The organism is Bradyrhizobium diversitatis (genome assembly GCF_016031635.1).
In the GTDB taxonomy this organism is placed as follows: Bacteria; Pseudomonadota; Alphaproteobacteria; order Rhizobiales; family Xanthobacteraceae; genus Bradyrhizobium; species Bradyrhizobium diversitatis.
Window position 1 is genome coordinate 96431 of sequence record NZ_JACEGD010000018.1, and the last position, 14760, is coordinate 111190.

A 14760-nucleotide genomic window follows, 5' to 3' on the forward strand; every position below is an offset into this window, starting at 1 on the left:
CTTCGTGCGATCCGCCAATCATGCTAGGCTGGCTCTCGCCGTGGACGTGTTCAGCCGGTCGTGGACAGCAGGGGGATTCTTTCAGTGAAATCCCAATTGGAGTCGCGGGCGCTCGACGAGTTCGCCACAAGGAGAGCGGGCGTGCTGATCTTGATCGGCCGCATTCTGCTTGCGTGGGTATTCGTCGGAAGCGCGTACGGAGCGCTATCCAATTTCGGCGGCTCGGTGGGCTATTTCAGATCGTTGAACCTTCCAGCACCTGAGCTGTTCACCATCATCAACATAGCGGTCGAGGTCCTCATATCCCTTGGTCTGATATTCGGTCTCGGCACGCGCTACTGCGCAGTTCTGATGTTCGTGTTCGTGCTGATGGCGACAGTGATCGCGCACCGCTACTGGGAATATCCCGCCGGGGCGCAGCAGATTGGTCAATACAACAATTTCCTGAAGAACATCTCGATCATGGGAGGCGCGATGTTGATCTTCGTCACCGGGCCAGGCCGATTCAGCCTGGACCGGGCAACGTAGACGGCATCACTTCACGTGGGGCTTGAATGCGTCCTCGATCGCTCGACGGATGCTCCTTGCGAGCGGCTTCAAGGCATCGCCCAGGAACGCGAAGAGAAGCATCAGCCACGTCGCGAGCGCGGCACACCACAGCATGACTTCCAGTATCTCGGGCATCACGCCCTCTCGAAAAATACGTTCTCTGAAATATGGCCAGTGTCGCCCAAAGGAACCGACACGGCAAGTCGTCTTCTGAGTGGCAACGCGCCGGAACACACGCACTATGCGCGCGGAGCAGCTTGCTGGTTGCGGACACCCGCCTCCGTGGCGACGACGAGTGCGCAGGTCGAGGAGTCGGTAAGCCTGGCTGACCCACTGGACGCGGACACCATCATTCGAATACCCGCGTGACGCTGAAGAGACGGGATCGGTTGCGTTTCCTAGCCGTCCTTACGGACTCAGACCGCCTCGAGTTGCTCCGCCGCCCGCTTCTTCTTCGGCTTGGATTGGCCGAGCAGGGGACCTGCCGTGAGTGCCGCCGTATCGGCCACGCCCGGGTCGCGCGAGATCATCGCTGCGACGATCGCGCCATCGATGATCAGGCCAAGCTGATGCGCGAGCACCGCAGGCTCGTTCGAGCCGAGCTCGCCGGCGAGCTTCTCGATATGGCCGAGCACGATCTTCTTGTGCTTCAGCGCGATGTTGCGAAACTGCTTGGCGTCCTTGTCGTGCTCGCCGACCGCGTTGATGAAGGGGCAACCGTAGAAGCGCTCCTCCGCGAACCAGCTCTTCAGCGCGGGAAAGATGCGCGTGAGCTTCGCCTGTGCATCGCCGCCGCCTTGCTCCATGGCGCCGATGAACCATTCGCGCCACTGCTTGCCTTCGCTTTCCAGCACGGCGTTGACGAGATTGGTCTTGGAGCCGAACAATTTGTAGAGCGTGGTCTTCGCGGTGCCGGCTTCCTCGATGATCGCATCGATGCCGGTGGCGTTGATGCCGTTCTTGCAGAACAGATGCGTCGCGGCACTGAGCAGGCGCCCGCGCGCGGATTCGTCGTCGCCTGCGCCGGCGTGGGGCGAGTTCGAATTCTTCTTCGATGACGTCTTTGCCATGGGCTGCAACTTAATCGCAGCTGCATCACATCAGCAAGCCGCATCTGGTTGGCGCTGAAAAGATTCGCATCCGCTCAGTCATCTGCTCCGGCTTTGAGCAGGAGGGGGCTGACCAATCGGCAGGCAGCGACGCTTAAGCGGCTCCAATGCTTCGCATTTCGCTTTTGGCTGCTTCTGGCACGCTCCATGCAAGGAAACAGACCGTTCGGTATCCTACCGATTTCCACTTCTGCCAGGGAGAAGACTGATGACTGCCGTCGTTCAAAAGACAGTGCTGACGGGGTGCCTCGCGCCCATCGACAAGAATGGGCTCGAGCAGCTGATCGCGAGCGGCAAGGCGAATCCGAAGGTCATCAAGACCTTGAAGTGCAAGACGGTCGCGGAAGGCAAGTTCCGCCACGCCAACTACATCCGCAACCTGCCGCCCTACATCGTCGACGAGCCGCCGGGGCTGCTGGGCGACGACACCGCGCCCAATCCGTCCGAAGCCTCGCTCGCCGCGCTCGGCTCCTGCCTCGCGGTCGGCCTGCACGCCAATGCCGTGCATCGCGGCTGGATCGTCAACAAGCTCGAGCTGGAGCTCGAAGGCGATCTCAACATCACCGCGGTCTGGGGCACCGGCGACACCTCCGACAAGCCGGTCGGATTCACCGATGTCCGCGTCAAGGTCGACATGGAATGCGAGGGCGTCTCGCAGGACGAGATCAATGCGCTGGTTGCCCATGTGAAGAAATGGTCGCCGGTCGCCAACACCTTCACCCGGCCGGTCAATCTCGAGGTCGGCATCTAGCAGGCGGCAATCAGGACAAGGTGCGGGAGACGATCATGGGTTCACTGGCTTTATCGCGGGCCGCAGTTCTGGATCAGCCCGCACCGTCCATTGCGGGCGAGGTGGCGCGGATCGCGCGCGAGCAGCTCGCGCCGCTCGTCGCTGGTATCGACGACGGTACGGTCTATCCGGCCGAGGTGCTGCGCAAGTTCGGCGCGGTCGGAGCGTGGGGCAGTCACGTGCCGCACGAAGGCCCCGCCGATCTACGCTGCGCCATCCAGGCGATGGCCGCGATCGGGGAAGTCTGCGGCGCCACGGCCTTCATGGCCTGGTGCCAGGACACCCTGGTCTGGTACGCGGCGAACTCGACGAACATCAAGCTCGCCAAACGCTTCGGCGATGCCTTCTCGACCGGGCGCGTGCTCGGCGGCACCGGGCTCTCCAACCCCATGAAGAGCTTCTTCGGCATCGAGAAATTGAAGCTGAAGGGGCGCAAGGTCGAGGGCGGCTATATCGTGCGCGGCGCGCTGCCCTGGGTCTCCAATCTCGGTCCCGACCATTATTTCGGCACCATCTTCGAGCGTGAGGACGACCAGGGCACCGCAAGTGGCGAGCCGGGCACCGTGATGTTCCTGGCCGACTGCTCGGACCCCGCGATCACGCTGACGCCGTGCAAGCCGTTCCTTGCCATGGACGGCACCGGCACTTATGGCGTGCAGTTCCGCGACGTGTTCGTGCCGGACGAGCTGATCCTGGCCGATCCGGCCGGGCCCTTCGTCAAGAAGATCCGTGCCGGCTTCATCCTGCTCCAGGCCGGCATGGCGCTCGGCCTCATCAAGGATTGCATCAACATCATGGACGAGGTCGACAGTCCCCTCGGCCATATCAACCGTTATCTGCCGCAGCAGCCGGTGCATTTCCGCGATCTCGCCGCCGAACTCGAGGCCGAGACCATGGCGCTGGCGCGCGATCCCTACAACGAGGAGGAGACCTACTGGCGCAAGGTGATCGCGCTGCGGCTTCGCGCCGGCGAGGCCAGCGTCGCGGCGGCGCATGCGGCGATGCTGCATTGTGGCGCGCGCGGCTACCTCAAAAGCCACCGCGCGCAGCGGCGCATGCGCGAGGCCTATTTCGTCGCGATCGTCACGCCGGCCACCAAGCAGCTGCGCAAGATGCTCGCTGAGTCCTGAGTTCTACGAGTCCACCCGAAGACCCCCAACCTCAACGGAGAGGCTGCCATGACTGACGTCCTGATCACTGCCGTCGAACTCGCCGATCTCTTGAAGACTGAGCCGTGTGTCGTCATCGACACCCGCAATCCCGACGCCTACGCCGCCGGCCATCTGCCGGGCGCCGTCAACGTGCACGAGATTTTCACGTTCCTGGCAACCTCCACGCCCGAGGGCATGGCCGAGCTGAAGACCAAGTTCGCGGATGCGTTCGGCGGCGCCGGACTTTCCGGCAAGGAGACGGCTGTCATCTACGAGCAGTCGATGAATTCCGGCTTCGGTCAGTCCTGCCGCGGCTATTACTTGCTCACCATGCTCGGCTATCCCAAGGTGAAGGTGCTGCATGGCGGCTTCGATGCCTGGTCGGCCGCGGGCTTCCCGGTGACCAAGGATGTCCCGACCCCGGCCGCGGCTTCGTTCGCGATCGTGCCTGAAGCCGGCGAGATCCTGATCGACGCCAAGACCATGCTCGCCGCCGTCGGCAAGCCGGGCATCGCCATCCTCGACGTGCGCGACGTCGACGAGTGGATCGGCGACAGCTCGTCTCCTTATGGGAAGGACTTCTGCCCGCGCAAGGGCCGCATTCCCGGCGCGGTGTGGCTGGAATGGTACCGCATGATGAAGCCAACCGGCGAAGGGCCGCGCTTCAAGTCCAAGGACGAGATCCTGGCGGAATGCGCCACCGTCGGCATCTCGCAGACCACGCCGGTCTACCTCTACTGCTTCAAGGGGGCGCGCGCCTCGAACACGTTCCTGGCGCTGAAGAATGCCGGCGTGAAGGACGTGCGGATGTATTTCGGCTCCTGGAACGAATGGTCGCGCGATCCGTCGCTGCCGATCGAGCAGGGATTGCCGATTGCAGCTGACGTGACGACCAAGGCGGCCTGAGCGCGCGCCTCGTCCTTCGAGACGACCGCTTCGCGGTCTCTCCAGGATGAGGCTAAGCGGCATCGGTGTCTGTTGCTTCCGTTGCCGCGCACTCCGCCCTCATCCTGAAGAGCCCGCCTATGGCGGGCGTCTCGAAGGATGGGCCGCATGCGGCGGACGAGGCGCAATTCCCAGCGCCTTGATCCGCGAGGCCAAGGTGGTCGGCTTGATATCGAGCATTTCGGCCGCGCCGCCGGGGCCAAAGACTTTTCCCGAGCAGGCCTCGAGTGCAGCCAGGATATTGGCGCGCTCGTGCTCGCGCATCTCGGATGAGGTCATGACCGCCGGGCGCGCATCGGCCTTTGGGCGTGCGGCGCCGGTCAGAACCTGCGCGCCGGAGCCGTCGGGCAGATCGATGCGCAGACGGCCGTTCTGGGATAGGATCGCGGCGCGCTCGATCACATTCTGCAATTCGCGGACATTGCCGGGCCAGTCGTAGCGGGTCAGTCGCCGCGCATCGCCCTCGGACAGACGCAGGTTCGACTTCAGCGCCTTGCCCTCGCGCGTCAGGAAGTGGTGGGCGAGCAACGGAATATCCTCGCGCCGCTCGCGCAAGGGGACGGTTTCGATCGGGAACACGTTGAGGCGGAAATACAGGTCCTCGCGGAAACGGCCGCGCTGGACCTCCTGCTTGAGGTCGCGATTGGTCGCGGCGATGACGCGGACGTCGACCGCGCGCGTGCGTTCTTGTCCCACGCGCTCGAAATGGCCTTCCTGCAACACGCGCAGCAGCTTGCCCTGCAATTCCAGCGGGATTTCGCCGACCTCGTCGAGAAACAGCGTGCCGCCGTCGGCGAGCTCGAAGCGGCCGATGCGATCGCGCATTGCACCAGTGAAGGCGCCGCGGACATGGCCGAAGAACTCGCTCTCGAACAATTCGCGCGGGATCGCGGCGCAGTTGACCCGGATCAGCGGCCGGTCGCTGCGGGTCGAGTCCTCGTGGATGGCACGCGCGATCAGCTCCTTGCCGGTGCCGGATTCGCCGGTGATCATCACCGCAGCCGTGGTCGGCGCCACCAGCTTGACCTGGCGCAGCGTCTTCTGGATCGCCTCGCTTCCACCGATGATGCCGCGCGGATTGGTCTCGATGCGGATCTCCTCCTGCAGATAGGCGTTTTCCAATTCGAGCCGCTCGCGCAGGCGATCGACTTCGGCGAGCGCCGCATGCAGCTTCTCGTCGGCCTCGCGCCGCTGGCTGACGTCGCGAAACACGACGACCGCGCCGACCACGACGCCGCGGTCGCGGATGGGCGTGGAGGTGTATTCGACCCAGGCCGGCGAGCCGTCCTTGCGCCAGAACACCTCGCCATCGACCTGATGCACGGCGCCGTCACGGAACGCCGCATAGATCGGGCAGTCGTGATCGGGATAATGGCGGCCGTCGTGGTGGGTGTGGTGCACGATCGGGTGAATCTCCTTGCCGACCAGCTCTTCGGCGGTCCAGCCCAGCATCCGCTCCGCCGCGGGGTTCACGAAGGTGGTCTTTCCTTCCGCGTTGACGCCATAGATGCCTTCGCCGGCGGCGCGCAGGATCAACTGGTTCTCGCGCTCGATGTCCTGAAAGACGCGCTCGACCCGCTGCCAGGTCGATATGCCGCTGCGCATGTGATCCTCGGCGGCGGCATCGACATTGCGCCGACGGCGCGCGTCGAGATCGGTCAGCGTGAGCAGCAGCAGCGTGCGGCCGTCATGCGGCAGCACGCAGCCTGCATATTCGAGCTGGAGATCTTGCCCCGTCGCGTGGCGGGGAGTGAGCGCCGTGGTCCAGTAGGCGCCCTTGTGCAGCACGGCCTGGGTGAAGACGGTGAGGGCCGGAAGCTCGCCGGCGTGGAGCGTGCTGGGCCTGGTCTGCCGCAGCAGCGCGCGGTCATAGCCGAGCAGGGAGCAGGCGGCGGGATTGGCATCGACGATCTGGTCGCTGAAGGGATCGACCAGCAGTGTCGCCTCGACCGAGGATTCGAACGCTGCGACGCGCGGATCGATCGGGGGAGCCACGTCGTCGTGGGCGGGCATTGGCGTCGTTGCCATTGCGAAATCTCGTAATTGAACTACGAAATCTCGTTTACCACGAATTTTCGTAGTGACCAAGCTCGATCGAAAGTGCTGCGTCGTCAAGGCGCTGGCCGATCTGGAGGCCGTGGCATGCTCCTTGCGTAATACTTCTTCGCAACGACGCGCAGGAGGGCTGATGTCCACGTTCGACAATCCGTTTGATCCCGACCGCAACCTTCGGGCCGGCTGTGCCTGTGGCCAGCACCGATCCGCGGCAGAGCATGACCAGGCAGCCACGGCGCTGCGTTGCGAACCCATCGAAAGCGAGGAGAAGCGCTACGAGGGCGTCGTCGCCTCCGCCGTGATGCGCGCGATGTTTCCGCAGGACGTGGCGCGCCGCGCCTTCCTGAAATCTGTCGGTGCGTCGACCGCGCTCGCGGCGCTGTCGCAATTCTTCCCGCTCAGGACGGCGACGGAGGCCTTCGCCGCAACCGGCGCGCCCGAGAAGAAGGACCTCAAGGTCGGCTTCATTCCCATCACCTGCGCAACGCCGATCATCATGGCGGCTCCGCTCGGCTTCTATTCCAAGCACGGCCTCAATGTCGAAGTGGTGAAGACGGCAGGCTGGGCCGTGGTTCGCGACAAGACCATCAACAAGGAATACGACGCCGCGCATATGCTGGCTCCGATGCCGATCGCGATCTCGCTCGGCCTGGGTGCCAATGCCATTCCGTTCGCGGTGCCTGCGATCGAGAACATCAACGGGCAGGGCATCACGCTTGCGATGAAGCACAAGGACAAGCGCGACCCGAAAGACTGGAAGGGCATGAAGTTCGCCATTCCCTTCGACTATTCCATGCACAATTATCTGCTGCGCTATTATCTCGCCGAGCACGGGCTCGACCCTGATACCGACGTGCAGTTGCGCTCGGTGCCGCCGCCGGAAATGGTGGCGAACCTGCGCGCCGACAACATCGACGGCTTCCTCGCGCCCGACAACATCTGCCAGCGCGCGATTTATGACGGCGTCGGCTTCATGCATATCCTGTCCAAGGAGATCTGGGACGGTCATCCCTGCTGCAGCTTCGCCGCCAGCCGCGAATTCATCACGACGGCGCCGAACAGCTTTGCGGCGCTGACGCGGGCCATCGTCGATGCCACCGCCTATGCGTCGAAGGCGGAGAACCGCAAGCAGATCGCGGAGGCGATCGCGCCTGCGAACTACATCAACGCGCCGGTCACGGTGCTGGAGCAGGTCTTGACCGGCACCTATGCCGACGGCCTCGGCGGGGTGAAGACCGATCCCAAGCGGGTCGATTTCGATCCGTTTCCCTGGCAGTCCTTCGCGGTGTGGATGCTGACGCAGATGAAGCGCTGGGGCCAGATCAAGGGCGACGTCGACTACAAGGCGATCGCCGAGCAGGTGTACCTCGCCACCGACACCAAGAAGCTGATGACCGAGATGGGGCTGTCGCCGCCTGCAAGCGCGTACAAGTCCTTCGCGGTGATGGGCAAGACCTTCGATCCGGCCAAGCCGGAGGATTATGTGGCGAGCTTCAAGATCAGGAAGCAGTCGTGATGATCGTCGTTCTCTCTTCACCTCGCCCCGCTTGCGGGGAGAGGTCGATCGCGAAGCGATCGGGTGAGGGGGGCTCTCCGCGAGTACCGCTCTCACCGTCCCTGCGGAGGCTCCCCCTCACCCCGACCCTCTCCCCGCAAGCGGGGAGAGGGAGATGACAACATCCTCCCTCCGTCTCCGCGCCGGCCTCGTCTCCATCGTGCTGCTCGCCGCCTTTCTCGGCGTCTGGCATCTCGCCACGCGCTCGACCGGCACGACGGCGACGATGAGCCCCGAATACGCCAAGCTGATGGGCCTGACCGCGACGCAGGGCAAATCGGCGATGCCCGGACCGCTCGACGTCGGTGCCAAGCTCTGGGAGCATATGAAGCGGCCGTTCTACGACAACGGGCCGAACGACAAGGGGCTCGGCATCCAGCTCGGCTATTCCATCGCGCGGGTCGGCGCCGGCTATCTGCTGGCCGTGCTGGTCGCAATTCCGCTCGGCTTCCTGATCGGCATGTCGCCGCTGCTCAGCAAGGCGCTCGATCCCTTCATCCAGGTGCTGAAGCCGATCTCGCCGCTGGCCTGGATGCCGCTCGCGCTCTACACCATCAAGGATTCCTCGGTCTCGGCGATCTTCGTCATCTTCATCTGCTCGATCTGGCCGATGCTGCTCAACACCGTCTTCGGCGTTGCCAGCGTGCGCAAGGAATGGATCAACGTCGCGCGGACGCTGGAGGTCGGGACCGTCAGGCGCGCCTTCACGGTGATCCTGCCCGCGGCGGCACCGACGATCCTGACCGGCATGCGCATCTCGATCGGCATCGCCTGGCTCGTGATCGTTGCCGCCGAGATGCTCGTCGGCGGCACCGGCATCGGCTACTTCGTCTGGAACGAGTGGAATAACCTCTCGATCACCAACGTCATCATCGCGATCCTGTTGATCGGGGTCGTCGGCATGCTGCTCGACCAGATTCTCGCGCGCTTCACGCGCATGGTCACGTTTCCGGAGTAGGGCAAGTGACCGACAAGTTCATCTCGATCGAAGGCATCGCCAAGCGTTATCCCGGAGCGGGCGGCGCGACCACCACCATCTTCGAGAACCTCTGGCTCTCGATGGCGCGCGGCGAGTTCTGTTGCGTGATCGGCCATTCCGGCTGCGGCAAGACCACCGTGCTCAACATCCTCGCCGGCCTCGATGCGCCGAGCGAGGGCGCCGTCATCGTCGACGGCCAGGCGATCTCGGGCACCAGCCTCGACCGCGCCGTGATCTTCCAGAGCCACGCGCTTCTGCCCTGGCGCACCGTGCTCGGCAACGTCGCCTATGCCGTCAGCTCGAAATGGCGGAGGTGGGATCGCGCCAAGGTGAGGGCGCATGCGCAGACCTTCATCGATCTCGTCGGTCTCACCGGCTCCGAGCACAAGCGGCCGTCGGAGCTGTCGGGCGGCATGAAGCAGCGCGTCGGCATCGCGCGGGCGCTGTCGATCACGCCGAAGATGATGCTGATGGACGAGCCGTTCTCGGCGCTGGACGCGCTGACGCGCGGCACGCTTCAGGACGAGGTGCGGCGCATCTGCCTGGAGACCGGGCAGACTGCGTTCATGATCACCCATGACGTCGATGAGGCGATCTATCTCGCCGACAAGATTTTCCTGATGACCAACGGTCCCGGCGCGGTGCTGGCCGAGGTCGTCGAGAACCCGCTGCCGCGGGATCGCGGCCGCACCGATCTGCACCGCCATCCGCTCTACTACGCCTTGCGCAACCACATCATCGATTTCCTGGTGACGCGCAGCAAGACCTTTGCCGCCGAGACACCCGATCACGATCCTCGCAACGTTCCGATGGTGCAGATCGGCAAGCCTGGATTGACGATCGCCTCGAACGGCGAAGAGCAACGACAGACCTGGACCTCCGGGACCAGTCCCGGACTGACTGCCTGACACGGAGACCCCTGATGAAACGCGAAGACCTCACCGAAAAACTGCTCGACATCAAGCGCGAGAAGGGCTGGAGCTGGAAGCACATCTGCGAGCAGATCGGCGGCTATTCCGAAGTGCTGATCGTCGGCGCGATCCTCGGCCAGATGAAGCTGACGAAGCCGCAGGCCGCCAATGCCGGCGAGCTGTTCGGGCTGTCCAAGGCGGAAGTTGCGATGCTGAACGAGACGCCGATGCGCGGCATGCCGATGCCGCCGACCGACCCTTTGATCTACCGCTTCTACGAGCTGGTGATGGTCAACGGCCCCGCATGGAAGGCGCTGATCGAGGAGGAGTACGGCGACGGCATCATGTCGGCGATCGATTTCGACATGGTGATGGAGCGCCTGCCGAACCCGAAGGGCGACCGCGTCAAGATCACCATGAGCGGCAAGTTCCTGCCGTACAAATATTACGGCGCCAGCGGCAACGTGCCGGAATACGGCTTCAAGGAAGAGTGAGGTTTGGGGTCATTCCGGACGCCGCGTCAGCGGCGATCCGGAATCTCGAGATTCTCAGGTGCGCAATTGCGCACCAGAGTTCGCGCTGGCGCGCGCCCCGGAATGACGGTGTGTGGGGGAGACGCGCGGGCGCTTATTTCCCCGCCTTCACCTCGGCAGCCGCCACCGCGAGCAGTTCGCTCATCTTGGCGCGAATCGCCTGCTCGGTGACCGCGACGTTCTTGGCGGCGAAATCGGCCGTCAGCTTGCGCAGGACGTCGGCATCGCCGGCCTCCTCGAAATCCGACGCGACCACCTCCTTGGCATAAGCAGTGGCGGCGTCACCGGTAATGCCGAGCTTTTCGGCCGCCCACAGGCCGAGCAGCCGGTTGCGGCGGGCCTCCGCCTTGAACTTCTGCTCCTCGTCGAGGGCATACTTCTTCTCGAAGCCTTCCTGGCGCTTGTCGAACTCGCTCATGCCTGTTCCAAATCTCCTGCTGAATGGCGCGGGAGCCTTCCGTTGCGGCGACCCGGCTGCATGCCTACATAGATAGCACGAATCGGCAAAACAACGGGCCGTTAAGCCGCAGGCAAGATGGTATAAGTTGGCGCCGGACGGCCGGATCGATTGTGCTCGGACAGCCAATCGGATAGGTTGCCTGAAGGCTTGGTTCCCGTTCTGTTTCCAAGGGTTTATGGATGGGTTCCCAGCCGTTCACGGCAGCTCCGCTGTGGGTCGTAATCCTAGTCAACCGGAGCACACCAAATTCATGGATTTCAACAAAACACGGTACATCCCCATGAGCCGTCGGCGTCGCATTTATGAAGGCAAGGCAAAGGTTCTTTACGAAGGCCCCGAGCCCGGTACCCTGATCCAGCACTTCAAGGACGACGCCACTGCGTTCAATGCGAAAAAGCATCAGGTGATCGAGGGCAAGGGTGTCCTCAACAACCGGATCTCGGAGTACCTGTTTCAGCACCTCAACGACATCGGGGTGCCGACCCATTTCATCCGCCGGCTCAACATGCGCGAGCAGCTGATTCGCGAGGTCGAGATCGTGCCGCTCGAGGTGGTGGTGCGGAACGTCGCCGCCGGCTCGCTGTCGCAGCGCCTCGGCATCGAGGAGGGTACGCAGCTGCCCCGCTCGATCATCGAGTTCTACTACAAGAACGACCAGCTCAACGACCCCATGGTGTCGGAAGAGCACATCACCGCCTTCGGCTGGGCGACGCCGCAGGAGATCGACGACATCATGGCGCTCGCCATCCGCGTCAATGATTTCCTCACCGGCCTCTTCCTCGGCATCGGCATCCGCCTCGTCGACTTCAAGATGGAGTGCGGGCGCCTGTTCGAGAACGAGATGATGCGCATCATCGTCGCCGACGAGATCTCGCCGGATAGCTGCCGTCTGTGGGACATCAAGTCGAACGAGAAGCTCGACAAGGATCGTTTCCGCAGGGATCTCGGCGGCCTGCTCGAGGCCTATACCGAGGTCGCAAAGCGTCTCGGCATCCTCATGGAGAACGAGCGTCCGCAGGGCTCCGGCCCGGTGCTGGTGAAGAGCTGAGAGAGGTTTGACGTGAAGGCACGTGTCACCGTTACCTTGAAGACGGGCATCCTCGATCCGCAAGGCAAGGCCATCGAAGGCGCGCTGAAGTCGCTTGGCGTCGACGGCGTCGCCAGCGTTCGCCAGGGCAAGGTGTTCGACATCGAGCTCGCCGGCGCCGACAAGGCCAAGGCGGAAGCCGCGCTGAAGGAGGCCGCCGACAAGCTGCTGGCGAATACCGTGATCGAGAATTATCGGGTCGAGCTGCTCGGGTGAGCAGGATGGCTCACAGCCAACCGACGCTGCGAAAACGCCAGTACAGCGAGCCGCATGCCGTCAGCATCACCCCGAGCAGCATGTAGTAGCCGTACTCCCATTCCAGCTCCGGCATGTGCTTGAAGTTCATGCCGTAGATGCCGGCGAGCGCGGTCGGGATCGCGATGATCGCGAGCCACGAGGCGAGCTTCTTGGACACCGCCGTCTCCTGGGCCTGGCCGACCAGCAGGCTGGCCTCGAAGGCGAAGGCCAGCACCTCGCGCATGGAATCGATGCGCTCCTGGATGTTGCGGACGTGGTCGGTGACGTCGCGAAACAGCGGCTGCATGGCCTGCCGCACCATCGACAGCTCATCATGCTCGAGCCGGCGGCAGACCTCCACCAGCGGGCCGATCGCGGTCCTGAGCCGCAAGAGGTCGCGGCGCAGCATGTAGAGCCGCTCGATCTGCGCCTTGCTGAGGGGCTTGGAGAGCACGTCGTCCTCGATGCCCTCGACCTCCTCGTGAATGCTCTCGAGCACGGGCGAGTAATTGTCGACGATGAAATCGAGGATGGCGTAGAGGATGTAGTCCTCGCCGCGGGCGAGCGCCCGCGGGCAGCTCTCGCAGCGTTCGCGCACCGGCGTGTAGGACGTCGAGGCGCCGTGGCGCACCGAGACCAGATAGCCTTCGCCCACGAAGATGTGCGTCTCGCCGAAGGCGATCCGGCCCTCGATCAATTGCGCGGTGCGCGCCACGATGAACAGGGCCTCGCCATATTGCTCGATCTTGGGCCGCTGATGGGCGTGGTTGGCGTCCTCGATCGCGAGCTCGTGCAGGTCGAACTGCTTCTGGACCGCGCCGAGCAGCGTCATGTCCGGCTCGTGCAGACCGATCCAGACCACGTGGCCGGGCTTGGCCCGCCAGCTCGAGGCCTCGCTGATGGCGATATTGGCGACGCGCCGGCCGTCGACATAGGCGCCGGCGGCGACGACGCCCTCGGTGGGCACCGGCTCGGAGGGGGACGCGGGCAGCGACGGGACGTTCATGGCTTCAATCCCGGGCGAAACGACTGGCCGATCGGCATGCGACTATCGCCTGTGTACAAGGCGCGCGACCAAGGCTAGCACTGGTAAAATCCCCGTCAAATGGTTATGTCTCTTCACGAATTGGCCCTTTGGCCAGCCCCGATTCCCGCCCACCGTCGGAACCTCTGCCATGAAAGCCGCCATCCTCGTCTTTCCCGGAATCAACCGCGAGCGCGACATGGCGCGTGCGTTGAGGCTGATCTCGGGCAGCGAGCCCGCGATGGTGTGGCACGCCGAAACGTCGCTGCCGGCGGGCACCGATCTCGTGGTGGTGCCGGGCGGATTTTCCTACGGTGACTATCTGCGCTGCGGTGCGATCGCGGCGCGGGCCCCGGTAATGGATGCGGTGCGCGACTATGCCGCCAACGGCGGGCTCGTGCTCGGCGTCTGCAACGGTTTTCAGATCCTCTGTGAATCCGGCCTGCTGCCGGGCGTGCTGATGCGCAACGCGCGGCTGAAATTCATCTGCCATGACGTGCATTTGCGCGTCGAGCGTTCCGACACGCCGTTCACCCGCGGCTACAATGCCGGGCAGGTGATCCGCGTGCCGGTCGCCCATGGCGAAGGCAATTACGAGGCGGACGAAGAGACCATCAAGCGGCTCGAAGGCGAGGGGCGGGTGCTCTATCGTTATTGTTCGCCGGAAGGTGTGGTCGACGAGGCCCATAACATCAACGGCGCGGCGCACTCCATCGCCGGCATCGTCAACGACAAGGGCAACGTGCTCGGCATGATGCCGCATCCGGAAAACCACGTCGAAGACATCATGGGCTGCACCGACGGCCGCGGCCTGTTCGCCGGCCTCGTCCAGCATCTGGAAAAGGCTGCGTGATCCTGCCGGTGTCGAAGCGGACGCTCGCCGTGATTGCGGCGGTGTCGTTCGCGACCGCTGCGAAAGCCATTCCGCTTTAGTCAGCCGGGATAAACCGGAGCGTGCCTGCTCGACGCGTTGGCTTGCCGGTATCGTTGGTGTGATTGACGCCGTCCATGACGGGCACCTCGGCAAAGTCGAATGGGCTTACCCCGTCCAGGCAGGCCACGTTGACGGCATATGATGTCGTGTCAGATCGCCGTTGATGATGCGTGTATATTCCGCAGCGAGAACAGAAGAAATGTTGCGCCGATCCGGTATGGAAGCGGTAGGTTGTGAGCGCGTCCTCGCCCTGCAGGAACTTGAACCCACTCATTTCCGCCATGGCCATGACGGCGCCTCGCATCCGGCAGTAAGAGCAAGTGCAGCGGCGGATCGAATTGAAGCCGTCGCTGAGCGTCACCTCGAAGCGCACCGCACCGCAATGGCACTGGCCGGCCCAAATGTTCGTGTCGCTCACCATGTTGTCTGTATCTCCTGTTC

The 14760-nt window shown here is 63.8% G+C and carries 17 protein-coding genes; 11 read left to right on the top strand and 6 right to left on the bottom strand.

Translation table 11 applies throughout. The annotated features are described in order from the left end of the window. Positions 1-141 precede the first annotated feature (141 nt). The gene (locus H1B27_RS20700; RefSeq protein ID WP_311976964.1) at positions 142-528 is read left to right on the top strand and encodes a DoxX family protein; all 387 of its coding nucleotides are present in this window, start codon (positions 142-144) and stop codon (positions 526-528) included. Between the two features lie 6 nt (positions 529-534). Here H1B27_RS20700 and H1B27_RS20705 read toward each other — a convergent pair whose 3' ends face one another. Both H1B27_RS20705 and H1B27_RS20710 read right to left on the bottom strand, forming a co-directional pair. Continuing rightward, on the bottom strand, positions 535-684 hold the full coding sequence (locus H1B27_RS20705; protein ID WP_197488810.1) for a hypothetical protein: 150 nt from the start codon (positions 682-684) through the stop codon (positions 535-537). 281 nt (positions 685-965) lie between these two features. Beyond that, a complete protein-coding gene (locus H1B27_RS20710) occupies positions 966-1619 on the bottom strand; it encodes a TetR/AcrR family transcriptional regulator (protein ID WP_061882971.1) in 654 nt (217 codons plus the stop codon). 247 nt (positions 1620-1866) lie between these two features. Between H1B27_RS20710 and H1B27_RS20715 the strand changes: the two genes are divergently transcribed. From H1B27_RS20715 to H1B27_RS20725, 3 genes are read left to right on the top strand one after another with little or no spacing between them, the layout of a single operon-like run. Further along, positions 1867-2409, top strand: a complete 543-nt coding sequence (locus H1B27_RS20715; protein WP_061882970.1) for an OsmC family protein — start codon at positions 1867-1869, stop codon at positions 2407-2409. A gap of 35 nt (positions 2410-2444) precedes the next feature. Beyond that, positions 2445-3578 (top strand): acyl-CoA dehydrogenase family protein, encoded by a 1134-nt coding sequence (locus H1B27_RS20720; RefSeq protein WP_197967332.1) that lies wholly within the window; start codon positions 2445-2447, stop codon positions 3576-3578. 48 nt (positions 3579-3626) lie between these two features. Further along, entirely contained in the window at positions 3627-4505 is an 879-nt protein-coding gene (locus H1B27_RS20725; RefSeq protein WP_061882968.1) for a sulfurtransferase, read from the top strand. 117 nt (positions 4506-4622) lie between these two features. On the opposite strand, the gene H1B27_RS20730 is transcribed toward H1B27_RS20725, so the two are convergent. Next, positions 4623-6572, bottom strand: coding sequence for a sigma 54-interacting transcriptional regulator (locus H1B27_RS20730; protein WP_197967333.1), 1950 nt, complete (start codon positions 6570-6572; stop codon positions 4623-4625). A 160-nt stretch (positions 6573-6732) separates the two neighbouring features. On the opposite strand from H1B27_RS20730, the gene H1B27_RS20735 reads away from it, so the two are divergent. From H1B27_RS20735 to cynS, 4 genes are all read left to right on the top strand, one after another. After that, positions 6733-8115 (top strand): CmpA/NrtA family ABC transporter substrate-binding protein, encoded by a 1383-nt coding sequence (locus H1B27_RS20735; RefSeq protein ID WP_197967334.1) that lies wholly within the window; start codon positions 6733-6735, stop codon positions 8113-8115. Between the two features lie 154 nt (positions 8116-8269). Beyond that, on the top strand, positions 8270-9112 hold the full coding sequence (ntrB, locus tag H1B27_RS20740; RefSeq protein ID WP_197967335.1) for a nitrate ABC transporter permease: 843 nt from the start codon (positions 8270-8272) through the stop codon (positions 9110-9112). A 5-nt stretch (positions 9113-9117) separates the two neighbouring features. Then, positions 9118-10041 (top strand): ABC transporter ATP-binding protein, encoded by a 924-nt coding sequence (locus H1B27_RS20745; RefSeq protein ID WP_197967336.1) that lies wholly within the window; start codon positions 9118-9120, stop codon positions 10039-10041. Positions 10042-10055: 14 nt separating this feature from the next. After that, positions 10056-10538, top strand: a complete 483-nt coding sequence (gene cynS, locus H1B27_RS20750) for a cyanase (RefSeq protein WP_061882964.1) — start codon at positions 10056-10058, stop codon at positions 10536-10538. A 133-nt stretch (positions 10539-10671) separates the two neighbouring features. On the opposite strand, the gene H1B27_RS20755 is transcribed toward cynS, so the two are convergent. Beyond that, positions 10672-10995 carry a DUF1476 domain-containing protein gene (locus tag H1B27_RS20755; RefSeq protein WP_061882963.1) on the bottom strand — a complete coding sequence of 108 codons (324 nt, stop codon included), beginning with the start codon at positions 10993-10995 and terminating at the stop codon, positions 10672-10674. 322 nt (positions 10996-11317) lie between these two features. On the opposite strand from H1B27_RS20755, the gene purC reads away from it, so the two are divergent. Further along, a complete protein-coding gene (gene purC, locus H1B27_RS20760; protein WP_173015815.1) occupies positions 11318-12085 on the top strand; it encodes a phosphoribosylaminoimidazolesuccinocarboxamide synthase in 768 nt (255 codons plus the stop codon). Between the two features lie 12 nt (positions 12086-12097). Then, positions 12098-12340, top strand: coding sequence for a phosphoribosylformylglycinamidine synthase subunit PurS (gene purS, locus H1B27_RS20765; protein WP_025037302.1), 243 nt, complete (start codon positions 12098-12100; stop codon positions 12338-12340). 10 nt (positions 12341-12350) lie between these two features. On the opposite strand, the gene H1B27_RS20770 is transcribed toward purS, so the two are convergent. Further along, on the bottom strand, positions 12351-13367 hold the full coding sequence (locus tag H1B27_RS20770) for a magnesium and cobalt transport protein CorA (protein ID WP_028178834.1): 1017 nt from the start codon (positions 13365-13367) through the stop codon (positions 12351-12353). 169 nt (positions 13368-13536) lie between these two features. Here H1B27_RS20770 and purQ point away from each other — a divergent pair, with 169 nt between their 5' ends. Next, a complete protein-coding gene (purQ, locus tag H1B27_RS20775) occupies positions 13537-14238 on the top strand; it encodes a phosphoribosylformylglycinamidine synthase subunit PurQ (protein ID WP_197967337.1) in 702 nt (233 codons plus the stop codon). Positions 14239-14314: 76 nt separating this feature from the next. Here the strand turns inward: purQ and H1B27_RS20780 are convergent, their stop codons facing one another. After that, positions 14315-14740 carry a GFA family protein gene (locus H1B27_RS20780; RefSeq protein ID WP_197967338.1) on the bottom strand — a complete coding sequence of 142 codons (426 nt, stop codon included), beginning with the start codon at positions 14738-14740 and terminating at the stop codon, positions 14315-14317. Between the last annotated feature and the right edge of the window lie 20 nt (positions 14741-14760).